The sequence below is a fragment of the Erwinia plantamica genome (assembly GCF_043420595.1).
Lineage (GTDB): Bacteria > Pseudomonadota > Gammaproteobacteria > Enterobacterales > Enterobacteriaceae > Erwinia > Erwinia aeris.
This window is the reverse complement of record NZ_JBGCUC010000008.1, coordinates 33,486-58,456: the sequence shown is the minus strand read 5'-3', so window position 1 is coordinate 58,456 and position 24,971 is coordinate 33,486. Positions and strand designations below refer to the sequence as shown.

Sequence of the window (24,971 nt, the reverse complement as noted above, 5' to 3'; positions counted from 1 at the left end):
CGGGTGCTGCTGATGCTTTATACCGCCCTCTCCTGGTGTTTCATGCTTAGCGCTATGGCGCGTCCCGGCGCGGCGCATTTTCCCGCAGCAGACCGCCGGGATCGGGCGCAGGATAGTCGGCATCAATGCGTAACGGCGCGGCATAGCGGCTCTGCCACAGCTGCTCATAAAGCGCATCCAGCCGCGCCGCCATGACGGCGTCATTCAGCACCAGCTCCAGGTTGCGTGAATTATCAAAGTAGCCGCCGCTCCAGTTACTGGTGCCTGTCCAGGCCAGTTCGCCGTCGATGGTCATGATCTTACTGTGCACGACGCGGGCGTAGGGAATAAAACCGCTGCTCGCCTCCGGTATCGTCACGATTTTTATCGTTACGCCCGGCACCAGCGCCAGACTTTTCAGCCAGGCGATATCGGGCTGTTTGGTATTCCAGTTGGCGACCATCAGCTCGACCTGTACGCCGCGCGCCGCTGCTGCGCGCAACGCATTGTCGATAACGGCATAAAAGGGGCGAGTGCGATTTTCGCCAAACGACAGCGGCGCATATTCCATTACCTGCACCCGAATACGCTTTCTGGCGGAAGCAAGCAGCTGCGGCAGCACCAGCTGCGAATCAGGAATACCTGCCGGATTCCAGGCGCGCGGGCTGGCGACCAGATAACGGCCGGCGCGAAGATCGGCAGGCAAAGCACCCTTACCGGTTTCGGGCACCTTTTCGCCCGCCTCCAGCAACGGCTGCGCGGCCCAGTCGTGATTAAAGATGGCGGCAATTTGCGCTACAACAGGTGCGTCGTTAATCAGCAGACCGGTTTCCTGGATATGCTCCAGCGCCCGCCAGTCGAAATTCTGGCTGCCGACAAAGCTCTGCTTACCATCCACCAGCAGGTATTTTGCATGAATAATACCGCCAGCCAGGCGGGCGAAAGGCATAATGCGCAAGGTCAGTCCCGGAATGGCTTTCAGCTGCGCCAGCGTTTCCGGCGTGCTGAGCTTCAGCCCCTTTTGATCCATTAAAAAACGAATTTTTACGCCGCGTTCGCCAGCCTGCCGCAGCGTCTGGATCACCTTATCCAATCGCGAACCCGGCTCGTTGGCCACATAGAATTGTGCAATATCGATCTGCGTACGGGCGCTGGCGAACATCTCTTGCCACACCACGGCACTGCTGCGCAAATCTGATGCCGTCAGGGTGGTTTCGACGGGCGCATCATAAACCAGTTCATAACCCGCGATAGCGAACTTTGCCTCACCGAGCGGGCTGAACAGCAGCAGCCCGCCGCACAGCAGCCGTTTGCACCGCTGCGCAAGATCACGCATAGCGGCGCACGCCATTGTCCTGCGGCCCGGCAACAGGCCCGGCCCGCTGTACGGGCGTAGCCGCCCGCAACAGCAGCACCTTAAGTAATTCATTAATGCGCTCCATACGGTTCTGCAAAAAGTTATTGCTAACCAGGCAAACCAGCGCGATAGCGATGCCTAATCCGGTGGCGTACAGCGCGGTGCCCATCCCGGCGGAAACCTGGCTGGCGTCCGACACGCCTGCCGCCGCCAGCGCTTTAAACGTGTCGATAATTCCCATTACCGTGCCCAGCAGCCCCAGCAGCGGCGCGGCGGTCACCACCGTTTCCAGCAGCCACAGGCCGCGCGTCATGGCCGCTTTGCTCAGCAGATACTGCGCGTCGACCTCGTCGCTGAGCGCCTCGGCGGAAGCCTGCGCTTTACGTGCCAGTACGGGCTGCACTGCGCGCAGCGGCACGCTGCTGCGTCGGGTTACGCTTTCCGGCAGCGCGTGCGTTTCCGTCGTCAGTACCGCCGCCAGCTGGCTGGCCTGCCGCCGCGTCCACGCAAACCAGATAGATCGTTCAATAATAATCACCAGCGCTGCCGCCAGCGAGAAGTACATGACATAAAAGATTGCATCGTGCATCAGGGTTGCATTCATCTTCTTCTCTCTTTCGGTTAAAAAGTGGCTTCCAGCGAAACGCTGTAGGTACGCTCTACGCCAACATTGTAATAAGGCGTGGCGGCGCTAAGACCGTTACGCGCATCGGCGTTAAATACCGTAGTGCGCGCCGACGTCAGGTATTCCTTATCGAGCAGGTTGAGGATGCCGAACCGCAGCGCGGCGCTTTTGACGATCTTTTTATCCACTGGCAAATAAACGCCTGCCGCCAGATCGAACACCGTTCTGCCGCCCACTTTTTCATCGTTGGTCATATCGCCGTAAAACGCGCCGACGTATTTTCCGCTGACGCTGCTGTAGTAGCGGCCATCATCGTAGCCCAGCGTCAGGTTCAACAGATTTTTGGGCGAGTTGGGCAGCTGCTTGCCGCTGGTCGGCAGAGAGATATCTTCCCGCGTGACGTTATCTTTCTGCTCGGAGTCGGTATAGGTGTAAGACGTGTAGTAGTTGAAGTTATAGGGCAGCTTGCCGCTCCACTCGACCTCCAGCCCCCGGTTTTCCACCTTGCCGACGTTCATCATCTCGTAGTCGCCATCCGGGTTGGTGGTGGAAATCTGACGGTCGGTATAGCGCAAATAGAACAGCGTGGCGCTGAGCAGCATATCGTCTTGCTGAAAGCGCCAGCCCAGCTCATGGTTCCAGCTCAGCTCCGGTTTAGTATTAATCGAATCGCCGACGTTATAGAGCACGTAGTTTTGCGGCGTACGCATATTGCGCGTCAGGTTGTAAAACACCTGATTCTGCTGATCGAGCCGATAGCTGGCGCTGAAGTTCGGCAGGAACTTATGATAGGTGGCGTGGCGATGCTCCGCCGCGTTTTCCAGGCTGCCTTTGTTTTCGCCGCGACGATCGACGTGCTGCCAGGCCAGACCGCCGACCAGCGTCCAGTCGGGCGTGACGAACCAGCTATCCTGTAGCCAGATTTTTTGCGCGGGCGTGATGGTATACTGGTTGCGGCCCTGCACGGTGTTGCCGTTGGCATCCTTTACCTGTCCGGCACCGTTCGGATCGCCCCACAGATCAGCTGGATTACCGTCGCTCTTGATCGCCACATAAGGCTGCGTTTGTAGCTGGCGAGCGCGTTCATACCAGTAGCCCAGATCCAGACTGTGCTGCTCGTTGATATCCCACTTCAGTTTAGTCGTGATGCCGGGCCGCCAGGTTTGTGTCCACGACGGGCGGTAATAAGTATTGCTGGTCAGATTGCTGAGATCGTACTGGCCCGCCTGATCGGACGTTGGCCCCAGCGTGCTGGCGCTCTGGCCGGTAAAGCTGCCGCCGTTGCCCCAGTAATAGTAAGGCTGCAACGTCAGCGACAGGTTATCCTGCAGCTGGAGTTTCTGCGTAAAGCTGAGGGTGAAATTCTCGAACGGGTTACGGTTCAGCTTGTAGTATCTCGACAGCTGACCACGGCTATTGTACTGCGGCGTAGCGGGATAATCGTTGGCGTAGCGTCCGTCCTGTTCAAACTGCGCCTTGCTTAACGTGTTGTAATTGGCGTTTTCCTGACGGTTATACTTCATAATCAGGTTGCTGCTGTTGCCATTTTCCGCCTCGAAGAGCGAGTTCATCTCAAATTTATTGGAATATAAGCGTCCTTCGCCGCGCCATTTTTTCGCTTCGGTATGCGAATAAGAGAGCCAGTTACTGAAGCCGTTATATTCGCCGGTTTCCAGACGGGCGAATGTTTTACTCAGATTGTTACTGCCCAGCGTCTGCTTCACAAAGCCGCCGAAATCTTTTGCGGGTCTTTTGGTCACCAGACCGATATTGCCGCCGCTCGATCCAATATGGGGGCCGTCTGCCTCGGACGAGCCCTGCGTCACAAACACCTCTTCGATATTTTCCGCGTCGCCCACCAGATTAGGGTAAACCGCGTAGTTGCCGGAGTCGTTAATTGGAATGCCGTCGATCGACAGGCCAATCTGATCGGAGTTCATGCCGCGCATGGTGTAATCAACGCCGCTCAAACCGCTGGCGTCGTTGCTGTTAACGTTCAGGCCGGGCGTATATTTCAGTCGATCCAGCGCGTTTCCCGCCATATCCGCCTGCTTCTGCATCGCCTCTTTAGTAATGGTAGAACGTGCTTTCGCCGACTCTTCCTGCACCATCATGCCGCCGCCCAGCGTCTCGCCCTGAACATTAATGGCACCGACATCGGTACTCTCTGCTGCCTGTGCCGCCATTGATAAGGCCGACATCACCGCAAGGCACACCCCGGAACGTATAAAAATGCTCATTATTATTTCCTGTTTTGATGTTGGGCGTTCACGGCGCCCGATAATTCAGCGTGGCGGTAAAGCGCCTGCTGTTTTGTCCGGCGAAGGCGTCGGCCGGGAACGGCTTGACCTGCCTGATATTTTGTAAGCTGCCCAGCGCGGCGCGATTAAGCAGCATATTGCGAGCTTTACTGCTGATGCCGGAAGCCAGTACGCGACCGCTGCGATCGACTTCCAGCCAGATTTCCACGCTGCCTTCCGGGCGTTCCAGCGAGGCCTGACGGCCGGTGGGATAGCGTTTTTGTGCCTCCAGATCGTGACGTAGCTCTGCGATCCAACCGTTTTCGATGGCGCCGCTGTTGACGCGCGGCGCGACGGGTTTGGGCGTGGCGACCGGCGACGCGGCGGGTATCGGCCTTGCAACGGCGGTAGGTTTAACCGAAGTACTGGCTGGCTCGATCGCCTTTTTCGGTTTTGGCTTTGGCTTCGGTTTGGGCTTCGGCGGCGGCGCAACGGGTTCAGGCGAGGAGAGCGTAGGTTCCGGCGGCGTTTCCACTACGGGCTGAGGCTCGGGTTCCGCTGGTGGTTCGGAAGGCGTTTCAACCGGCGGTGTCTCAACCGGCGGTGTCTCAACCGGCGGTGTCTCAACCGGCGGCGTTTCAGCCGATGGGGGTTCCACCAGCGCCAGTTCCATGGTTGATTCGTCGTAGCGCGGTTCAATTTTCAGCGTGGCGTGCTGGTTCATCAGCACCCAGCCAGCCGCCATCAGCACGGGCAGCCAGCTAAAAGCATGGCGAAAACGATAGACGGCGTACATGTCATAGTTTCCGTGTTGCGATAGAAATAGCGGTAAAGCCGCCCTGCCGCAGGCTGTCCATTACGGCAATCAGCCGCTCGACGGGCACGCTTTTATCGCTGTTAAGCACGATCGCCGTTTTCTGGCCGTCTTCCTGCTGCGCTTTCAGCCGGTTAACGAGCGTTTCTGGCGTCACCGGCTGTCCGTCCAGCTCCAGACGGTTATCCGTGCCCAGCGTAACGATGGCATGCTGCTGCGGTTTTAACTGCTGCGCGCTGGCCGCGCCCGGCAGCTGGGTTTTCATTCCCTGGGAAGGAATAACGTTCAGGCTGATCAGAACAAAAAACACCAGCAGGAACATCATCACGTCAATCATCGGGATCAGTTCAATATGGGCTTTATTTTTGACAGGTTCATTCCAGCTACGCATCAGGCTCCCCCTCTTTTTGGAAGGCCAATATAGAAGCGGAATGTTTATTTTTAGTTACACTTTTAAGATAAAACGGTGGATCATTACGATTAACTTACATATTAGTGACGGAAGGAAATTAAAAACGGGTGAACGGGGGGTTTTGCGAGGGGCATCTGAAATCGAAAATAATTATCACTCAGAATACAGGCTTAAATACGTGAACGCAGTGCAAGCGTAATAATTAACCTATTGATAATGAAGTTATTAATGAAAAAGGCGCGCGTAAAACTTAGCGCTTTGCCAAAGCCGAAAGGCTTGTTATCACTCTCTGGCGGGAGTAACGTCATCAGGCCATTCATTACCATTTAAGGAAGAATATGAAACTCTATTACTCTCCCGGCGCCTGCTCGCTGGCCCCGCATATCGTCCTGCACGAAACTGGCCTGGCGCACGAGCTGGAGGCGGTAGATTTAAAAACCAAAACCACCCGCAGCGGCAAAGATTTTCGGGCCATCAACAGTAAAGGCTATGTGCCCGCGCTGGCCCTGGACAACGGTAGGGTGATGACTGAAGGCGCGGTGATTTCACAATACCTGGCGGATTTAAACCCTGAAAGCGGCCTGCTGCCTGCGCAGGGCGAAGCGCGCTACGCCGTGCTGGAGTGGATGAGCTTTATTTCTGCCGAGCTGCATAAGACGCTGGCGGCGCTGTTTAACCCGGCGGTAAAAGGCGAGTGGAAAGATGCGGTGGTCGCGCAGCTGACGCGCCGACTGAACTGGCTGGAAAATGAAATCGACGGTAAAACCACGCTGACCGGCGACCGCTTCACTATTGCCGACGCCTATTTGTTTACCGTGCTCGGCTGGAGCAAAGTGGTTGGATTTAGCCTGGACGACTGGCCTGCGGTGCAGCGTTACCTTGCCAACGTCGCGGAACGGCCCGCCGTGCAGGCCGCGCTGAAGGCGGAAGGCCTGATCTGAATAGCTGCGCGGAGCGAGGTTAACCTGCGCAACCCGCGTTCATCCGGCCTTTTGCGTACGGCAAAAGGCCGGGCGGACAGCGCTACGCAGGTTTCCCGGCCCGTTCGGTCGCAGGCAGCAAGCTGGCCTTCAATCTGGATGTAGAAACAGAAGTCCGGGCCGTATCTGCCGCTGCCCATCTTCGTTAGCCTTCAGGAATAAATATGCACCTACACCAAGCAACGCCGCTTATCCCGTCACGTGCGCTCAGCCTGCTGGCCGGACGTGACGTCTGGCTAAAAATGGAGGCGTTTCAGCCGCCCGGCTCTTTTAAAATCCGCGGTATCGGGCTGGCCTGCCAGCACTATTTACACCAGGGTGCCGAACGCTTTGTCTCTTCTTCCGGCGGCAATGCGGGCATGGCGGTCGCCTGGGCCGGTCGCCAGCTGGGCGTACCCGTTATCGTCGTCGTGCCTGAAACCACTTCCGCACGCGCCGTCGAGCTGCTGCGTCAGGAGAACGCAGAGGTTATCGTACACGGCGCGTCCTGGCAGGAAGCCAACCACTACGCTCAGTCGCTCTCAGGCAGCAAGGATGCTTTTCTGCACCCGTTTGACGATCCGCTGCTGTGGCAGGGCCATGCCACAATGATCGATGAAGTGGCCGCTGACGGCTGTAAACCTGACGTGGTGATCCTGTCTGTTGGCGGCGGCGGCCTGCTGAACGGCGTGGTGGAAGGGTTGCAGCGCAACGGCTGGCACGATGTCCCCGTGATAGCGGTGGAAACCGAAGGCGCAGCCTCCTTTCATGCGGCTCTGCAGGCCGGTCATACCGTGGAGCTGGCCGCTATTAACAGCGTGGCCGGTTCGCTGGGTGCAAAGCGCGTCAGCGAGCAGTCTCTACGCTGCGCCGCTACGCATCCGATCCACAGCGCGCTGGTTACCGACAGCCAGGCTATCGCCGCGTGCAGCCGCTTCCTGAACGATCATCGCGTGCTGACCGAGCCAGCCTGCGGCGCAAGCCTGGCGGTTATTTACGATAGCCATCCGCTGCTGGCGGCGTTCCGGAAACCGCTGGTGATTGTCTGCGGCGGCGCTACCGTTACGGCGGAACAGCTGTGGCATCTGTCCGAAAAGCGCTAAAGGCTGTAAATGCGTCTGGTAATGCGGGCAGAAAACGCTAATCTTCTGATTTTGTTAATAACAGGACAGAAGAAGCACTATGGCAGATCGCGAGCATGACTATCAGGTGACCGTGGAGTGGACCGGCAACAAAGGCCAGGGCACCGAAAATTACAAGGCCTACGACCGCCAGTTTAAGGTGGTAGCCGACGCTAAAGCAGAGATAGCCGGCTCCGCCGATCCCGCTTTTTTGGGCGACGCCAGCCGCTGGAATCCCGAAGAGATGCTGCTGGCTTCCGCTTCCGCCTGCCATAAACTTTGGTATCTGCACCTGTGCGCCGAGGCGGGCATCAGCGTGCAGAGCTACTGCGACAGGGCGGAAGGCACCATGCTGGAAGCCAGGCGCGGCCGTTTTACCCGAATTGTCCTGAAGCCGCAAATCACGCTACGCGCGGGTGACGATATTACCCTGGCGGCAGCGCTGCACGAAAAAGCGCATGAGCAGTGTTTTATCGCCAACTCGCTGAACTTTCCGGTACTTTGCGAGCCGACTATCAAACACGCCTGAGTGAAAAACGACGTTAACCCAACCGGAGAAGTCATGAACCCTTATTTTACGGAAGTTATCGCTGCCCACGTGGCGATTGAAAACTGGCTTGGTCAGGGTAGCGGCGACATACAGGCGCTTTTAAATCGCTTCAGCGCGGACTTTGTGATGATCCCTCCTACCGGTCGCTGCATGGATATGGCCAGCGTGAGCGACTTTTTTCTGGCGCAGCGCGGCGGCAGGCCGGGGCTGGCTATCGTGCTTGAGGAACTGACGCTGGTGGAAAGCTGGCCCGGCGGCGCGGTAGTACGCTATCTTGAACGGCAGACCCGGCCAGACGCAGCCGCCACCGCGCGCTGGTCAACGGCGGTGTTCCGGCTGATCGACGGCCATCCACAGTGGGTTTCCCTGCACGAAACCTGGCAGGGCGCGTAACCAGCGCGCCTTAGCTCGCGCTTTGGCAGTCCGCGTCCGGGAGCAGCATAAATTCCGCGCATCACTGGCACGACGTCGGCCAGGCGCTGCGCGAGGTAAACCGCGTCCTGAAGCCGGGCGGTAAATTTATCATGATGGATACCGCCTCGCCCGGTCAGCCGGTACTGGATGTCTGGCTGCAAACGGTGGAGATGCTGCGCGATCCTTCTCACGTACGCAATTACTCGCAGGGTGACTGGCTGAAGATGGCGAACAAAAGCGGGATGATCGTTAACCGGCTGATGATGGATCGTCTGGATCTGGCGTTCGCTTCGTGGATCGAAAGAATGCAAACGCCGCAGACGCTGACGCAGGCGATCCTTTTGCTGCAGGAAAAAGCATCCGCCAGCGTGAAGCGCCATTATGCCCTCCAGCCGGACGGATCCTTTAGCACCGATACCCTGATGTTTCAGGCACAATAGCCCTGTTCTGCTTTGTTTATCCTCAGCTTGCTGATGCGTTTGAGCGGCATTTTTTCATCTGCCCGCCAAAACGCATTACGCTGCGGCCTTACAAACGCCGCGTGCCGGTCAGCTTTTGCGCTTTTTATAACCGTGGCAGGCTCATTCAGCCACGGTTTTCATCTTTCGCCGCATCGCTCTGGCGGGCCTGGGGTAATCAGGCCATAGTTATCGGACGCTGTCTTCGAGGAAAAATAGAATGAGAATTGCCTGTTTGGGTTGGGGATCGCTTATCTGGAAATCCGGCGTGCTGCCGGTCGAGGGCGAATGGCATAAAGATGGGCCGCCTGTGCCGATAGAATTTTCCCGCATCAGCGACGGCGGCGAGCTGGCGACGGCTATCTGTATCAACGCCGATCCCGTTCCTGCGCTGTGGGCATGGCTGACGGTTGATGACCTCGCGACGGCGTGTGAACTGTTGAAAGCCCGCGAGGCCATTCCGGCACAGCGTAGCGACGGCATCGGCTCGCTGATAGTGACCGACAGGCCAGCAGGCGCGCTGGCTGAATGGGCGCACGACCGGCATATTGATGCGGTGATCTGGACGGCTCTGCCGCCGTGCTGCGATAAGATTGAAAGCCGTACGCCTTCTTTAGAGGCGGCGCTGGCCTATCTGGACAGCCTGACGGGCGAGACGCGGGAACATGCTAAAGATTATATCTGCCGGGTGCCGACGCAGATCGACACCGCTTACCGTCGGGCCATTGTAGAAAGCTTAGGCTGGACTGACTAAACGCCCGTCTTGTTGCACGTTATGCTTTTCCGGTAGCGTGTCGTGAGGTGACTTTACAGGGAGGTACGATGCGCAGGTTCTGGAAGCCCCTTTCTTACTTTATTACGCTTTTATTGGGCGGCGTGCTGACGCTGGCCTGCCTGGCGGCGCTGATGATTTACTCACGCGTTGCGCCTGCCGATGAGGCTTTTCAGCAGGCCTGTCCGCGCTTTACGCCGGAAGAGGTCCGCGAGGAATATATTCGGTCGTGGCTGCGTTCGGCTGGAGAAAATGAGCGGAAAGCGGCTATCGGCCTGGACAGCCTGAGTTTTAATACCGCCCCGACTTTCGGGAACAAGATGTGGTTCGGCAAGCTCCAGGTCAGCGGCAGCAAAGGCAGTGATGAAGCTTACGTCATTCTGGACTGCCGTACGGGAATGTTCGATTATTCGGGAACTGAACTCTCCTCCGGACGGTGACTTTCTTTTCCACAGACGTAAAAAAACCCGCACGAGGCGGGTTTTTTGTCACTGTTATTATTTTCCACTTAACTGCTCAGGCTGCTGCCTTCATCGCTATCGTAAGTGTGGTAATAATATTTACAGTGCGACGACGTTTGCAGCTGAAGGGCCTTTAGCACCATTTTCGATGGTGAATTCTACCTTCTGGCCTTCGTCCAGCGTTTTGTAGTCATTACCCTGGATTGCAGAGAAATGTACAAATACGTCTTTGCTGCCGTCCTGCGGAGAAATGAAGCCGAAACCTTTATCCGCGTTAAACCATTTTACTAAACCAGTCATTTTACCAGACATCGATACTTCCTTAATTTTGAGCCACTTAAATTGGCGTGAAGGCCTGTTTCCAGAGCATAACTTATTGGGCACTTAGAAGAAGATCAGGAGGAAGGATATCGTTGGATAACGCTTGCGCTGAGGACTGCTTTACTAAAACTGCTTTCATAAGGTCTGTATTCCAAACCGATGACGCTATTAAGTCATGCCTGACTCAGTTAAGCAACGTTTATTTTTTATATTTTATTCGCGCCGGGTTTTTTGGCCACCGGTTTAGAAACCAGCCAGCGCCAATACGCTATGATTTTACGCTATTGCGCTGGCCCGCTGCGGCAAAAAAGACGCGGGCGCTTTCGTCTGTTTTCATGCACTTAACTCAAATCCGCCTCCGGAGACGCGTTTAATGTTAAACGAAACTTACACTCGCTATAGCAGCCTACAAAATAAGACCATCATTATCACCGGCGGCGCAAGCGGGATCGGCGCGGATCTGGTTGCGGCTTTCGCTCAGCAGCAGGGCAAGGTGCATTTTCTGGATATCGATCGCAGCGGCGAAGCGCTGGCAAAGCGGCTCGGCACAACTTTTCACTACTGCGATTTGCGTGACGGCGCGGCGTGTCGGGCGATTATTAACGATATCGCCAGCCAGGAAGGTGCGCTGGACGTGCTGATCAATAATGCCGCCAATGACGATCGCCACGATTTCTTTAGCGTGGAGCCGGCATACTGGCGCGATCGGCTGGCGGTGAATCTGGATCACCAGTTTTTCGCCAGCCAGGCGGCGGCGGAGATTATGCGCCGACAGGGATCGGGGAATATTCTACTGACCAGCTCAACCTCGTTTATGAGAGGCCGCCCCGGGATGGTCGGTTACACCACGGCCAAAGCCGCCGTTATCGGGCTGACCCAGACGCTGGCGCGTGAGCTGGGCCAGTACGGTATCCGGGTCAACTGTCTGGTACCCGGCGCAATCGCCACGCCCAGACAGCAGGCGCTGTGGCGCACGCCGGAAGCGCAGGCGGAAATTCAGGCCGCGCAGGCGCTGAAGATAGTGCTTCAGGGTCGCGACGTGGCCGCAATGGCGCTGTTTGTGGCCTCCGATGAGGCGCGAGGCTGCACCGGCGCGCAGTTTATGATCGACGCGGGTATCCGGCTCGCCTGACCTGGTCAGCGTCGCGGCTTCAGAAGCCGTCGCAGGCAGTCGAGGTTCGGCTACTCGTCTTTCTCAGGCAGGCGGCCATCGATAAACAGGCGCGGCTACTCCTCCCTCTCAGGCAGGCGGCCACCGATAAACAGGCGCGGCTACCCCTCCCTCTTCACAAGCAGGTGGGCACCGCTGAGCAGTCGCGGCTATTCATCATCCTCAGCCAGAAAAGGCAGCAGCGTCGCCAGCACGTTTTCCGGCACCTCCTCCTGAGGCGAATGCCCGCACGGCAACGCCTCGCCGCTGACGTACAGGGCTTTTTCCTGCCATGTGGCGACCACGTCGTAAAGCTGGCCTACCGTGCCCTTCTCGCCCCACAGCAGCAGCAAAGGGCAACGGATACGTTGATCGCTGTCCGCCGCATCGTCTGCCAGGTCGATTGTCGCCGAGGCACGATAATCTTCGCAGACCGCGTGGATCATCGCAGGATCGCGGTAACAGCGCAGATAATCGGCGAAAATTTCCGGCTCCGTGGCGCCAGGCGTTTTCAGCTGTCCTTCAATATGCTTTTGCAGGAAAAAAGCCGGATCGTTGCCGATCATTTTTTCCGGCAGCGGCTCGGGCTGGATCAGGAAAAACCACCAGAAATAGCGGGTTGCAAACGCTTTGTCGGTCTGCGCATACATGGTTGCCGTCGGCGCAATATCGAGAAAAACGCAGCGCTCCACCCGATCAGGATAATCAAGCGCCAGCCGGTGTCCGACGCGGCCGCCGCGATCGTGGCCGACAAAAGCGAAACGGTCATAGCCCAGCGCGTCCATCAGCTGGGCCACATCCTGCGCCATCACTTTTTTGGAATAGCAGCGGTGATCGGCATCGCCTGGCGGTTTATCACTGTCGCCATAGCCGCGCAGATCCGGCATCACCACCGTGTAATGCTGGCTCAGCGCCGGCGCAATCTTCCGCCACGCCAGATGGTTCTGCGGATGTCCGTGCAGCAGCACCAGCGGCTTACCCTGCCCCATAACGGCAACGCGCAGCGTTATCCCGTTTGGCAGCTTTACGTCCTTAAGCGAGCAATCCGCAATAAACGGAGATGCGCCTCTTGCGGTTTCAACCTGTTGATCTGTTGCCATTTCACGCTCCCGTAATATCATCCCCTGTGTATAAGACGGCGTTTCTGTTTTCGGGCCGCCTTCTCGTCGGAAAGTTTAGCGTGCTTTTACAGCGCCAGAACTTTCCTGAAAGAGACGAAAATCACATTGCATTTCCGGATGCTGTCTATAATCAGTACAAAGTTTCGCCGCCTGGCTGAGTATGGCCTGCGGCGCGGCGACTTGTGCGGTTCAGTCTCCAGCCGCCTTTTCTTCTGCTCCTCACTGATTTTACCGCTTTCCCCCGTTCGCCAGCTTACGGCGGATATTGCCTTTTTTACGGCGTGGAAACGGTTTTCAGACCGATCGTAATCGGCCTGCACAGCTGCTATCCAGCCGTCGGCACCCTGACGCTGGCGGGAAAATATTCTCTTTTAAACGGTAAGGGAATTTTGCATGGCGCCATTTCGCAGTTTTTGGCAGGCAGGTTACGAAGGAGCCGATCACATTAATCCGCAGGGCCTGCGCCTGTCGATGAATGCGATTACCGACCACCTGACGCAGGCCCGACAGGATTATGCCCGGCTTAAACATTTTAATATTTCCACCGTGCGCGAAAGCGTCGGCTGGCGGCTCGCTGAAACGGCAAAGGGCTACGATTTTTCTTCCGTCGCGTTGCGAATGCAGGCCGCACGCGAACACGATATACAGATCTCCTGGACTCTGTGCCACTACGGCTGGCCTGAATACCTGAGCCTGTTTTCTTCCGAATTTATCAGCAGTTTCGCTGCATTTTGCGGCGCATTAGCGGAATTTCTGGCGCCGTTCTATGCAGGATCGGAAGCGCCGGTTTACGCGCCGATGAATGAGATTTCTTTCCTCAGCTGGGGTATCTCGGTCGGCCTGTTCGCCTGTGCGGGCGGCCCGGAAAATGACCGCGCGCTTGCCGCCAAGCGCCAGCTGGTGCGCGCCACGCTGGCCGCCTGTGACGCCATTCGCCTTGCCGATCCCCGCGCGCGCTTTCTGCACTGCGATCCCCTGATCCACGTTATCGCCGATGAAGAAAACGAAGCCTGTCGGCAGGCCGCCCGCAGCATAACTGAATCCCAATATCAGGCCTGGGATATGATCGCGGGCCGCTGCGAGCCCGAACTGGGCGGCGCGCCGCACTATCTGGATCTGATTGGCGTTAATTATTATCACGACAATCAGTGGGAAGCGTTTTCCGGCCGTCGGCTCTACTGGCATCTTGGCGACGCACGCCGCAAGCCGCTGCATGCGCTGCTGCATGCGCTGCATAATCGCTACCAGCGGCCGCTGCTGCTGGCCGAAACCAGCCATGTCGGCAGCGGGCGCGGCGCCTGGATCGCGGAGATCGGCTCGCAGCTTGCGCAGGCGCAGCTGGCTGGCGTCACCATCAGCGGCGCTTGCCTTTATCCGATTATCGATCGACCGCTTTGGGAAGACACCGCTTTCTGGACCCGCAGCGGCTTGTGGGATCTCGATCGGCAAGGCCCCGATCCCTGTGCACGTCAGCTACAACACCCTTATGACCATGCTCTGCTCCTGGCGCAGCGTACGATGCGCCGTTTTCATTCCTTTATCACGTCGGCCAGGGAAGCCCGGGAGAATAATATGAAAATACCAGTCCTGATTGTTTTCAGTCATCTGCGTTGGGGATTCGTTTTTCAACGCCCTCAGCATCTGCTGACCCGCCTCGCGCAGCACTACCGCATCCTGTTTGTTGAAGAGCCGATTTATCAGGCGGGAGCGGAAGAGATCCATACCAGCAGCCCGGCGCCTAACGTGACGGTGGTGCAGCCGCATACCGACGTCAACGCGCCGGGTTTTCACGACAGCCAGATTGCGCCGCTTCAGCTTCTGCTCGCCACGCTGATTGATGAGGATGAGCAGCCGCTGATTTGGTTCTATACGCCTATGGCGCTGCCTCTGCTGACGGGCCTGAAGCCGCGCGCCATTATTTACGACTGCATGGATGAGCTGTCGGCGTTCGATCAGGCGCCGCGCCAGCTCCAACAGCGTGAATCCGCGCTGATGAGCCGGGCCGATCTGGTGTTTACCGGCGGCACCAGCCTGTACGAGGCGAAAAAAAGCAAGCATCCCCACGTACACTGCTTCCCCAGCAGCGTAGACGCGGTGCATTTTGAGCAGGCGCTGGATCGCAGCAACGGCCATCCTTTGCAGGAAAATTTGCCGCCGCTGCGCCTGGGCTACTATGGCGTGATCGATGAGCGTCTGGATCTGCCGCTCATTGCGGCGCTGGCCGACAGCCATCCGGACTGGCAGATCGTTATGGTCGGGCCGGTGGTGAAAATCGATCCGGCTACGCTGCCGCAGCGCGGCAATATTCACTGGTTCGGGCAGCAGCCTTATCAGGCGCTGCCGCAGTTTCTCGCGGGCTGGGATGTCTGCCTGATGCCCTTCGCCCTGAACGCCTCCACGCGCTATATCAGCCCAACCAAAGTGCTGGAGTATATGGCGGCTCGTCTGCCTGTCGTCAGCACGGCTATCGCCGACGTGCAGCGGCACTACGCGGGGCTGGTCGAAATTGCCGATAGTCACGCGGCCTTTATCCACGCCTGTGAAAAGATGCTGAAACTGACGCCGGACGCTCGCCAGACGCTCGCCGCTAAGATGCGCGCCAAAGTAGCGGAGACTTCCTGGGATCGCACTGCAGATCGAATGCACGAGCTGATGACACAGGCTGTCGTCGCCCACTCCGCGCCGTCAGCCGCCGACGCAGCCGTTAAGGCACAGGATGTCGCCTGGCTTAACGTGCAGGCCGAAGAGGCAGAGAAGGTTCCCTGTTTGATTATCGGCGCCGGGCCGACCGGACTGAGCGCGGGCTACCACTATGGCGAAGGCGCCGTGCTGCTGGAAAAAAACGCCGCGCCCGGCGGCTGGTGCCGCTCGGTCGAACACGCCGGTTTCACCTTCGATTACGCTGGCCATATTATGTTTTCCCAGGATCCCTACGTGCTGCAGCTTTACGAGATGCTGCTGGGCGATAACCTGCACTGGCAGGATCGGGAGGCCTGGGTTTACAGCGAGGGCGTGCACACCCGCTACCCTTTCCAGTCCGCGCTGCATGGGCTGCCGCCGGAGGTGATCAAAGAGTGCATCCTTGGCGCTATCGAAGCGCGCTATGGCGAGGCCGAAGCGCAGGCGGTGCCGCTTAACGCCGCGGCCGCCAGGGATTTGCGCCGCACGGAGAACCGTCTTAGCCACCGCGACTGCTGCGCGGATGGATCGGTGCCCGATGAAGCGTGCGCGCTGACCGCCGGCAAACCGGAAAATTTTGAGCAGTTTATCCTGCATACGTGGGGAAAAGGCATCGCGCGTTATTTTGCGCTGCCCTACAACAACAAGCTGTGGAAGCTGCCGCTGAGCGAAATGGAAACCTCATGGCTCGGCGGCCGCGTGCCCTTACCGGATTTGGATCAGATTATCGACGGCGCGCTGAAGCCGCTGGCGAAGCCGGTCGGCCCAAACGCCCGCTTCGGCTATCCGCTGCGCGGCGGTTTTCAGGCGCTGATGTCCGGTTTTTTACCCCATCTGAAATGCAGGCTGGAAACCAATGCTGCTATCGTCAAGATCCTGCCGCAGGCGCGCACCGCGCTGCTGGCCGACGGACGGGCCTTTCGCTATGAGCAGCTGATCAATACTATGCCGCTGCCGGAACTGATCGTTCTGATGGGCGATGAAGCGCCGCAAAACGTGCAGGCAGCCGCCAGGCATTTGCGTCATGTTTCAGTGCGCTGCGTCAACCTGGGCATCGGCCGCGCTAACCTTAGCGAGAAACACTGGATTTACTATCCGGGCGAGACGATCTTCCACCGCATTTTCCTGCAAGGCAACGCCAGTCCGTTTAATAACCCGAAAGATGGCTTTGGCCTGACCTGCGAGATCAGCTATTGCGCGGAGCACCCTTTGCCGCTGAAAGGCGACGCGCTGATAGCCCGCTGCGTGGAGGATTGTATTCGGGTTGGTATTATCCGCGCTGACGATCCCGTGATTACCGCCAGCGAGGTCGATATGCCTTACGCCTATGTGGTGTACGACCATCACCGCCAGGCGAACGTCGCGTTAATCCGCCAGTGGCTGCTGACCCAGGATATTCATCTGTCGGGTCGCTATAGCGAGTGGGAGTACTACAATTCGGATCACGCGTTCCTGGCCGGTAAGCGCGCGGCAGAGAACGTAAAAAGCGAGAGCGTCGCCACCAGCACGCTGGGTTAATCCGCTGCGGCTATAAAACTGCGGCCATAAAAAAACCCCGTATAAACGGGGTTTTTGCTGTTTAGTCTGCCCAGGCCTTGGCCCGGCGACAATAATCAGAACGGGATATCGTCGTCGAAATCCATTGGTGGCTCGTTGCCCGCCGGCGCGCTGTTCTGCTGCGGCTGTGGACGAGACTGCTGCTGCTGGCCGCCGCTGAACTGGTTGCCGCCCGCAGGCTGTTGCGGCTGGCCCCAGCCGTTGTTGTTGTTCTGACCCTGGCCGCCGCCAGCCGGTGCGCCGCCGCCCTGACGGCCGCCCAGCATCTGCATGGTGCCGCCAACGTTAACCACAACCTCGGTGGTGTACTTCTCCACGCCCGCCTGGTCGGTCCATTTACGGGTTTGCAGCGCCCCTTCGATATAAACCTGAGAGCCTTTGCGCAGGTATTCGCCCGCCACTTCCGCCAGCTTGCCGAACAGCACGACGCGGTGCCATTCCGTTTTCTCTTTGGTTTCGCCGGTCTGCTTGTCACGCCAGCTTTCGGACGTGGCCAGCGTAATGTTGGCAACGGCGCCGCCATTCGGCATATAGCGGACTTCCGGATCCTGACCCAGATTTCCCACCAGGATTACTTTATTTACGCCTCTGCTGGCCATGTTCGTCTCTCCGATAAATGTTCTTAGCTTAAGGATGAAATTCTAACACGCCCTACCCATAGATTATACCTTCGGATCCGGGTTTCAGAGGCAGATCGCAAAGGGTCGCTTTCAGGCGCAGCCTTTCGGCAGGCGGGGCGGGCAGGATCGCAAAATGCCCTGGCGCCGCCTGGCAATGCCAGGATCCCGTGGCGTATTATACAGCAAAGTACTGTATATCCATTCAGCTTTTTTTGTGCCATACTAACAGGCTTAATTCTGGCCGTGCCGGACAGGCATGGTGACGTCCGTGTTAATCCGGGAATTGTGAATGGATAAGATCGAAGTACGGGGTGCCCGCACCCATAATCTGAAGAATATCAACCTGATCATCCCGCGCGACAAACTGATCGTTGTCACCGGCCTGTCGGGTTCGGGTAAGTCCTCGCTGGCGTTTGATACGCTGTATGCCGAGGGGCAGCGCCGCTACGTGGAATCCCTTTCCGCCTATGCGCGTCAGTTCCTCTCGCTGATGGAAAAGCCGGATGTCGATCATATAGAAGGGCTGTCGCCAGCCATCTCGATCGAACAGAAATCAACCTCGCATAACCCACGCTCTACCGTCGGCACCATCACGGAAATCCACGACTACCTGCGCCTGCTGTTTGCTCGCGTGGGCGAACCGCGCTGCCCGGACCACGACGTCACGCTGGCGGCGCAGACGGTCAGCCAGATGGTGGATAACGTGCTGTCGGAGCCGGAAGGCCGCCGCCTGATGCTGCTCGCGCCTATCGTTAAAGAACGCAAGGGCGAGCACACCAAAACGCTGGAAAACCTGGCTTCACAGGGCTATATCCGCGCGCGCATCGACGGCGAGGTCTGCGATCTCTCCGATCCGCCGAAGCTGGAGCTGCAAAAGAAACACACCATCGAAGTAGTGGTGGATCGCTTCAAGGTGCGGGAAGATCTGAAACAGCGCCTGGCGGAATCTTTTGAGACGGCGCTGGAGCTTTCCGGCGGCACCGCCGTGATCGCCGATATGGACGACGCGCAGGCGGAAGAGCTGATCTTCTCCGCCAATTTCGCCTGTCCAATCTGCGGCTACAGCATGACGGAGCTGGAACCACGCCTGTTCTCGTTCAACAATCCGGCCGGCGCCTGCCCGACCTGCGACGGTCTGGGCGTACAGCAATATTTCGATCCGGATCGCGTGGTGCAAAACCCGGAGCTGTCGCTGGCCGGCGGCGCTATCCGCGGCTGGGATCGCCGTAACTTTTACTACTTCCAGATGCTGCGCTCGCTGGCCGAGCACCTGGATTTCGACATCGAAGCGCCGTTTGATTCGCTGAGCGACAAGGCTCGCAAAATCATCCTGTACGGCTCCGGCAAAGAGAGCATCGAGTTTAAATACATCAACGATCGCGGCGATACCTCCGTGCGTCGTCATCCGTTCGAAGGCGTGCTGCATAATATGGAGCGCCGTTACAAAGAGACGGAGTCCGCCGCAGTGCGCGAGGACCTGGCGAAGTTTATCAGCAACCGCGCCTGTGCGACCTGTGAAGGCACGCGTCTGCGCCGTGAGGCGCGCCACGTCTACGTTGAGAACACCACGCTGCCGACTATTTCGGATATGAGCATCGGCCATGCAATGGCGTTCTTCCAGAACATGAAGCTGAGCGGCCAGCGCGCCAAAATCGCCGAGAAAGTACTGAAAGAGATCGGCGATCGCCTGAAGTTTTTGGTTAACGTCGGCCTGAATTACCTGTCGATGTCCCGCTCTGCTGAAACGCTGTCGGGCGGCGAAGCACAGCGTATCCGTCTGGCGAGCCAGATCGGCGCCGGGCTGGTGGGCGTGATGTACGTGCTGGATGAGCCTTCTATCGGCCTGCACCAGCGCGATAACGAGCGCCTGCTGGAGACGCTGGTACACCTGCGCGATCTGGGCAACACCGTGATCGTGGTAGAGCATGATGAAGATGCGATCCGCGCTGCCGATCACGTGATTGATATCGGGCCGGGCGCGGGCGTGCACGGCGGCCAGGTGGTGGCGGAAGGCACCGTTGACGACATCATGGCCGTGAAGGAGTCGCTGACCGGACAGTACCTGAGCGGCGAGCGCGGTATTCAGGTGCCGGAAGAGCGCGTCAAAGCCGATGCCAGCAAAGTGCTGAAGCTGAGCGGCGCAAAAGGCAACAACCTGAAGGACGTCACGCTGACGCTGCCGGTTGGCCTGTTCAGCTGCATTACCGGCGTGTCCGGTTCCGGCAAGTCGACGCTGATCAACGATACGCTGTTCCCTATCGCGCAGCGCCAGCTGAACGGCGCCACCATCGCCGAGGCGGCACCCTATCGCGAAATTACCGGCATGGAGCATTTCGATAAGGTTATCGATATCGACCAAAGCCCGATCGGGCGTACGCCGCGCTCCAACCCGGCCACCTATACCGGCATCTTTACGCCGGTGCGCGAACTGTTTGCGGGCGTGCCGGAATCGCGCACGCGCGGCTATACGCCGGGCCGCTTCAGCTTTAACGTACGCGGCGGACGCTGCGAAGCCTGTCAGGGTGACGGCGTGATTAAGGTGGAAATGCACTTCCTGCCGGATATCTACGTGCCGTGCGACCAGTGTAAGGGCAAGCGCTATAACCGTGAGACGCTGGAGATTAAATACAAAGGCAAAAGCATTCACCAGGTGCTGGAGATGACTATCGAAGAAGCGCGCGAGTTCTTCGATGCGGTGCCTGCGCTGGCGCGTAAGCTACAAACGCTGATGGACGTGGGCCTTTCCTATATCCGTCTGGGGCAGTCGGCCACCACGCTTTCCGGCGGCGAGGCGCAGCGCGTCAAGCTGGCCCGCGAGCTGTCGAAGCGCGGCACCGGTCAGACGCTCTACATCCTGGATGAGCCGACCACCGGCCTGCACTTTGCCGATATCCAGCAGCTGCTGGCCGTGCTGCACCAGCTGCGCGATCAGGGCAATACCATCGTGGTGATTGAGCACAACCTGGACGTGATCAAAACGGCTGACTGGATTGTCGATCTCGGCCCGGAAGGCGGCAGCGGCGGCGGCGAGATCCTGGTCTCCGGCACGCCGGAAACGGTGGCGGAGTGCAAAGAGTCGCATACCGCACGCTTCCTTAAACCGCTACTGGCAAAGAAATAGTTTGCCACGAAGGCGCGAGTCGTTAACGGCTCGCGCCTTTTTTCCCTCTGCACTGCCGTTATCGCTTCCGCCATTTTCTTCCGCGTCTGCAATAAAACTTTCTTATTAGCGCCTGTTTTTTGTCATTTTCCCCTAAAACTTGCAGGATCAGGCAAGATTTAAACAGGTTCCGGCATACCCCTGCGCGGAACGGGCCACTATCCTTAATGAGCCGTGAGGCACACGCCATTCCATTATCAGGAGAGTCCATGAATATTACCCATGCTTATGCCGCTAAAAGCGCCGATGCAAAGCTTGCGCCTTTTGAATTCCAGCCGCGCGAACTGCGTGAGCACGACGTACAGATTGAAATTCTTTACTGCGGCGTCTGCCATTCCGATTTACACCAGGCCCGCAACGAGTGGAAAAACACCATTTTTCCCGTCGTACCGGGACATGAAATCGTAGGTCGCGTGACCGCCGTCGGCGGCCATACGCACAAGTATAAAATCGGCGATTTAGTCGGCGTCGGCTGTCTGGTTGATTCCTGCCGCACCTGCGACAGCTGTAAAGAAGACCTGGAGCAGTATTGCGAAAACGGCTTTACCGGCACCTATAACGGTGAAGATCGCGAAACCGGCGACATCACCTACGGCGGCTACTCAACGCAGATCGTCGTCAATGAAGACTTCGTGCTGCGCGTGCCGGAGAATCTGGATCCCGCAGGCGCCGCGCCGCTGCTGTGCGCCGGCATCACCACCTATTCGCCGCTGAGCCACTGGGGCGCAGGCCCGGGCAAAAAAGTCGGTATCGTGGGCCTGGGCGGTCTGGGCCATATGGGCGTGAAAATCGCACACGCGATGGGCGCGCATGTCGTGCTGTTCACCACCTCGCCTTCTAAGGTAGAAGACGGCAAACGCCTGGGCGCGGATGAAGTGGTGATTTCTAAAGATCCTGAGCAGATGGCACAGCACGCCAACAGCTTTGATTTTATCCTGAATACCGTGGCGGCTCCGCACGATTTGAACCCGTTTATCACGCTGCTGCGTCGCGACGGCAACATGACGCTGGTTGGCGCGCCGGAACACGATCATCCATCACCGCAGGTGTTTAACCTGATTTTCAAACGCCGCAGCATCGCCGGTTCGCTGATTGGCGGCATCAAAGAAACGCAGGAAATGCTGGATTTCTGCGGCAAGCACAACATCACCTCGGATATCGAGATGATCAAAATGGACGAAATCAACGAAGCCTACGAACGTATGCTGAAAAGCGACGTGAAGTACCGTTTTGTGATTGATATCGCCACGCTGCGCGGATAAACGTTCTTCAGGCATCCTGAAGCCCGATGGGTATCAGGGTGCCTGAGCCGCGTCTTCTTTCACTACGCCGTTCGCGTAGCCAGCGCCTGCTGAAGCGAGGCGTCGATCAGATAGTAAATCTGCGAATCCTTCAGCGAGCCATCCAGCAGCACGGTGCTCCAGTGCGTTTTATTCAGATGCGCGGCGGGCACCACATCGCTGTGCTTTTCCCGCAGTAAATCCGCCAGCGCGGGCGTCGACTTCAGAGTTACCGCAGGACGGTCGTCCACTTCATGTACCATCGCAAACAGCACGTCATCCACTTTTATCTGGGTCGCTTTCCAGTCGTTATGCACGACCTGCTCCGCGCCCGGCTTGTCCATGCAGTAAGAAAGTAAATCCGATACGTTCATGTCATTCCCCCTGTAGCGTGGCGATAATGCGGCGGCTGCCGCCGTGATTGCGATGCTCGCCCAGCCAGATGCCTTGCCAGGTGCCCAGCAGCAGCTTGCCACGGCTCACCGGCAGCGTCAGCGACACGCCCAGCGACGAAGATTTAATATGCGCAGGCATATCGTCCGCGCCTTCGTAATCATGCTCATAGTTCGCCTTTTCCGGCACCTGCCGCAAAAAATGGTTTTCCATGTCGCTTCTCACCGTGGGATCGCAATTTTCATTCAGCGTCAGCGAGGCGGAAGTATGCTGAAGCAGCAGATGCAGCAGGCCGACCTGCACATCGCCAAGCCGCCGCAGCTCCTGGACGATCTCGTCCGTTACCAGATGAAAGCCGCGGGATTTGGGATCCAGGGTGATTGTCTGCTGATACCACATCGTTATGCTCCTTAACTGAATACGTTCCGTTAAGTGTGCAGCATGATGGGAAAAGGTAAACCTGCGGAGGGAAAAAAGAGTGAAAAAGGCCGGACGGGCGTCCGGCCACAGCGGCTTACATGACCGCCGCGAAAGCTTCGGCAACCTGATGCACGTTCTCGTTGTTCAGGCCCGCCACGCACATACGCCCGCTGGCGATCAGATAGATGCCGAACTCGTCACGCAGGCGATCGACCTGTGCCGCGCTCAGACCGGTGTAGCTGAACATGCCGCGCTGCTTCAGCAGGTAATCGAAGTTTTTGCCCGGCACCGCCGTGGTCAGCACGTCCACCAGCGCCTGACGCATGGTGGAGATGCGCACGCGCATCGCCTCGACTTCCGCCAGCCACTGCGCTTTCAGCGCCGCGTCGTTCAGCACGCAGGCCACCACCTGAGCGCCGAAGTTTGGCGGGCTGGAGTAGTTGCGGCGCACGGTGGCCTTCAGCTGGCCCAGCACGCGGGAAGCTTCTTCCGCATCTTCACAGACTACGGAAAGACCGCCGACGCGCTCGCCGTACAGCGAGAAGATTTTTGAGAAAGAGTTGCTGACCAGCGCCGGTAAACCTGCGGCGGCAATCGCGCGGATCGCATAGGCGTCTTCTTCCATGCCTTCGCCAAAGCCCTGATAGGCAATATCCAGGAAGGGGATCAGATCGCGCTCTTTCAGTACCGCCGTCACGCTGTCCCACTGCTGGTTAGTCAGATCGGCGCCGGTTGGATTATGGCAGCAGGGATGCAGCAGCACGATGCTCTGCGGCGGCAGCGTCTTCAGCGTGGCGATCAGCTCTTCGAACTTCACGCCGTTGGTCGCATCGTCGTACCACGGATAGGTGTTTACCTGGAAACCCGCGCCGGAAAAGATCGCAATATGGTTTTCCCAGGTTGGGTTACTGACCCAGACCTGGGAGCCGGGAAAATACGCCTTGAGGAAATCCGCACCGACCTTCAGCGCGCCGGAGCCGCCAACGGTCTGGATGGTGGCAATACGCCCGGCCTGCAGCATTGGATGCTCTTGGCCAAACAGCAGCGGCGCAACCGCGCTGCGGTAGGACGGCAGCCCTTCCATCGGCAGATAGAGAGAAGCATCGTGCGCCTGCGCGTTCAGACGCGCTTCCGCTGCGGCCACCGCCTTCAGCTGAGGAATAACGCCCTGGCCGTCGTAATACAGCCCGATGCTCAGGTTAACCTTGTGGGGGCGCGTATCCTGCTTGTAGGTTTCCATTAGGGAAAGGATCGGATCGCCAGCATAGGCATCAACGTTTTGAAACACGGTGCAAATCTCCATTAATTAGTTGGTCGGACGCTGTGGCGCTCGCGGCCTTGCGCGACGAAGGGCGCCGCGCCTGGTTCAGACAGCGTAACGGCCAGGGCGGTGGTTCATGGCGATAATCAGGTTAAGGATCGCCGCGCCCGCAACCGAGGCCGCCAGCATCGGCAACGGCACCACAAACAGCGAGGCCAGTACCACGCAGGTATCGACCGCCATCTGTAATTTTCCGGCACGGATACCGTAACGATCCTGTAGCCATAACGCCAGAATATTCACGCCGCCCAGGCTGGCCTTATGGCGGAACAGTACTATAAACCCAATCCCCATAATGACGTTACCGAACAGCGTGGCGTAAAAGGGATCCAGCGCGGAAAAATGGATAAAAAGCGTATGCAGATGGGTAAACAGCGACACCAGGCCGACGGCGCTGAAGGTTTTAAGGGTAAACGCCCAGCCCATGCGCTTAACCGCCAGCCAGTAAAAAGGCAGGTTGATCAGGAAAAAAGCGAGGCCGAAAGAAGCGTGCGTCAGATAGCTAAGCAGAAAAGCGATACCTGCGGTGCTGCCGGTCAGGGCACCCGCGCTTTTTAACAGCATTACGCCAAACGAGACCATCAGCGTTCCAAACAGCAGCGCCAGCGCATCTTCGATAAAGGTATGGGGGACTTTAACAGGCTGAACGACGTTATCCATAAGGTTGATTCTCTGAGAAATAAACGCTGACTCAGCAAGAATCGCACCACTCTTTTGCCATTCGGGTGATGGCGAGACAAGTGATTGACTGGAAAGAATTAACCTTGTGCGCATTTACGGGGTAAAA

Annotated in this window: 22 protein-coding genes and 1 pseudogene; 11 read left to right on the top strand and 12 right to left on the bottom strand. The window is 57.9% G+C overall.

What is annotated here, in order from left to right; all coding sequences use genetic code 11:
• Positions 1–52 precede the first annotated feature (52 nt).
• From AB3U87_RS10320 to AB3U87_RS10300, 5 genes are read right to left on the bottom strand one after another with little or no spacing between them, the layout of a single operon-like run.
• On the bottom strand, positions 53–1,315 hold the full coding sequence (locus AB3U87_RS10320; protein ID WP_394148924.1) for a phospholipase D-like domain-containing protein: 1,263 nt from the start codon (positions 1,313–1,315) through the stop codon (positions 53–55).
• Positions 1,308–1,940, bottom strand: a complete 633-nt coding sequence (locus AB3U87_RS10315) for a MotA/TolQ/ExbB proton channel family protein (RefSeq protein WP_253456141.1) — start codon at positions 1,938–1,940, stop codon at positions 1,308–1,310. Before AB3U87_RS10315 ends, AB3U87_RS10320 begins: the two co-directional genes overlap by 8 nt.
• Before the next feature lie 17 nt (positions 1,941–1,957).
• Positions 1,958–4,201, bottom strand: coding sequence for a TonB-dependent receptor family protein (locus AB3U87_RS10310; RefSeq protein WP_394148923.1), 2,244 nt, complete (start codon positions 4,199–4,201; stop codon positions 1,958–1,960).
• 28 nt (positions 4,202–4,229) lie between these two features.
• Positions 4,230–4,997: an energy transducer TonB family protein gene (locus tag AB3U87_RS10305; RefSeq protein WP_394148922.1), complete on the bottom strand. Its 768-nt coding sequence runs from the start codon at positions 4,995–4,997 to the stop codon at positions 4,230–4,232.
• Between the two features lies 1 nt (position 4,998).
• Positions 4,999–5,406 carry an ExbD/TolR family protein gene (locus AB3U87_RS10300; protein ID WP_253456150.1) on the bottom strand — a complete coding sequence of 136 codons (408 nt, stop codon included), beginning with the start codon at positions 5,404–5,406 and terminating at the stop codon, positions 4,999–5,001.
• A 359-nt stretch (positions 5,407–5,765) separates the two neighbouring features.
• Here AB3U87_RS10300 and gstA point away from each other — a divergent pair, with 359 nt between their 5' ends.
• The 7 genes and pseudogenes from gstA (at position 5,766) to AB3U87_RS10265 (ending at position 10,141) form a co-directional block, all read left to right on the top strand.
• Positions 5,766–6,368: a glutathione transferase GstA gene (gene gstA, locus AB3U87_RS10295; RefSeq protein WP_253456153.1), complete on the top strand. Its 603-nt coding sequence runs from the start codon at positions 5,766–5,768 to the stop codon at positions 6,366–6,368.
• 203 nt (positions 6,369–6,571) lie between these two features.
• Positions 6,572–7,489, top strand: coding sequence for a pyridoxal-phosphate dependent enzyme (locus AB3U87_RS10290; RefSeq protein WP_301730350.1), 918 nt, complete (start codon positions 6,572–6,574; stop codon positions 7,487–7,489).
• Between the two features lie 79 nt (positions 7,490–7,568).
• On the top strand, positions 7,569–8,036 hold the full coding sequence (locus AB3U87_RS10285) for an OsmC family protein (protein WP_253456158.1): 468 nt from the start codon (positions 7,569–7,571) through the stop codon (positions 8,034–8,036).
• A gap of 33 nt (positions 8,037–8,069) precedes the next feature.
• On the top strand, positions 8,070–8,450 hold the full coding sequence (locus AB3U87_RS10280; RefSeq protein ID WP_394148921.1) for a DUF4440 domain-containing protein: 381 nt from the start codon (positions 8,070–8,072) through the stop codon (positions 8,448–8,450).
• 53 nt (positions 8,451–8,503) lie between these two features.
• Positions 8,504–8,911: pseudogene (locus AB3U87_RS10275) on the top strand (class I SAM-dependent methyltransferase); the annotation flags it as partial.
• Positions 8,912–9,149: 238 nt separating this feature from the next.
• On the top strand, positions 9,150–9,683 hold the full coding sequence (locus AB3U87_RS10270; protein WP_301252103.1) for a hypothetical protein: 534 nt from the start codon (positions 9,150–9,152) through the stop codon (positions 9,681–9,683).
• Positions 9,684–9,751: 68 nt separating this feature from the next.
• Positions 9,752–10,141 (top strand): hypothetical protein, encoded by a 390-nt coding sequence (locus tag AB3U87_RS10265; RefSeq protein ID WP_253456165.1) that lies wholly within the window; start codon positions 9,752–9,754, stop codon positions 10,139–10,141.
• A 120-nt stretch (positions 10,142–10,261) separates the two neighbouring features.
• On the opposite strand, the gene cspE is transcribed toward AB3U87_RS10265, so the two are convergent.
• Positions 10,262–10,474: a transcription antiterminator/RNA stability regulator CspE gene (gene cspE / locus AB3U87_RS10260; RefSeq protein ID WP_125290184.1), complete on the bottom strand. Its 213-nt coding sequence runs from the start codon at positions 10,472–10,474 to the stop codon at positions 10,262–10,264.
• Positions 10,475–10,856: 382 nt separating this feature from the next.
• On the opposite strand from cspE, the gene AB3U87_RS10255 reads away from it, so the two are divergent.
• Positions 10,857–11,615 carry an SDR family NAD(P)-dependent oxidoreductase gene (locus tag AB3U87_RS10255; RefSeq protein ID WP_370734823.1) on the top strand — a complete coding sequence of 253 codons (759 nt, stop codon included), beginning with the start codon at positions 10,857–10,859 and terminating at the stop codon, positions 11,613–11,615.
• A gap of 188 nt (positions 11,616–11,803) precedes the next feature.
• On the opposite strand, the gene AB3U87_RS10250 is transcribed toward AB3U87_RS10255, so the two are convergent.
• Positions 11,804–12,733 (bottom strand): alpha/beta fold hydrolase, encoded by a 930-nt coding sequence (locus tag AB3U87_RS10250; protein ID WP_394148920.1) that lies wholly within the window; start codon positions 12,731–12,733, stop codon positions 11,804–11,806.
• Positions 12,734–13,147: 414 nt separating this feature from the next.
• Here AB3U87_RS10250 and AB3U87_RS10245 point away from each other — a divergent pair, with 414 nt between their 5' ends.
• The gene (locus AB3U87_RS10245; RefSeq protein WP_370734824.1) at positions 13,148–16,951 is read left to right on the top strand and encodes an NAD(P)-binding protein; all 3,804 of its coding nucleotides are present in this window, start codon (positions 13,148–13,150) and stop codon (positions 16,949–16,951) included.
• Positions 16,952–17,046: 95 nt separating this feature from the next.
• On the opposite strand, the gene AB3U87_RS10240 is transcribed toward AB3U87_RS10245, so the two are convergent.
• Positions 17,047–17,589, bottom strand: coding sequence for a single-stranded DNA-binding protein (locus tag AB3U87_RS10240; RefSeq protein ID WP_253456176.1), 543 nt, complete (start codon positions 17,587–17,589; stop codon positions 17,047–17,049).
• A gap of 310 nt (positions 17,590–17,899) precedes the next feature.
• Between AB3U87_RS10240 and uvrA the strand changes: the two genes are divergently transcribed.
• Positions 17,900–20,731, top strand: a complete 2,832-nt coding sequence (gene uvrA / locus AB3U87_RS10235; protein ID WP_253456179.1) for an excinuclease ABC subunit UvrA — start codon at positions 17,900–17,902, stop codon at positions 20,729–20,731.
• 248 nt (positions 20,732–20,979) lie between these two features.
• Positions 20,980–22,032 (top strand): NAD(P)-dependent alcohol dehydrogenase, encoded by a 1,053-nt coding sequence (locus AB3U87_RS10230; RefSeq protein ID WP_125290177.1) that lies wholly within the window; start codon positions 20,980–20,982, stop codon positions 22,030–22,032.
• A gap of 62 nt (positions 22,033–22,094) precedes the next feature.
• Here AB3U87_RS10230 and AB3U87_RS10225 read toward each other — a convergent pair whose 3' ends face one another.
• From AB3U87_RS10225 to AB3U87_RS10210, 4 genes are all read right to left on the bottom strand, one after another.
• Entirely contained in the window at positions 22,095–22,424 is a 330-nt protein-coding gene (locus AB3U87_RS10225; RefSeq protein ID WP_125290176.1) for an MmcQ/YjbR family DNA-binding protein, read from the bottom strand.
• Position 22,425: 1 nt separating this feature from the next.
• A complete protein-coding gene (locus tag AB3U87_RS10220; RefSeq protein WP_301252096.1) occupies positions 22,426–22,842 on the bottom strand; it encodes a secondary thiamine-phosphate synthase enzyme YjbQ in 417 nt (138 codons plus the stop codon).
• A 115-nt stretch (positions 22,843–22,957) separates the two neighbouring features.
• Positions 22,958–24,151 carry an amino acid aminotransferase gene (locus AB3U87_RS10215; RefSeq protein WP_370734825.1) on the bottom strand — a complete coding sequence of 398 codons (1,194 nt, stop codon included), beginning with the start codon at positions 24,149–24,151 and terminating at the stop codon, positions 22,958–22,960.
• 78 nt (positions 24,152–24,229) lie between these two features.
• Positions 24,230–24,844, bottom strand: coding sequence for a YitT family protein (locus AB3U87_RS10210; RefSeq protein ID WP_125290174.1), 615 nt, complete (start codon positions 24,842–24,844; stop codon positions 24,230–24,232).
• Positions 24,845–24,971 lie beyond the last annotated feature (127 nt).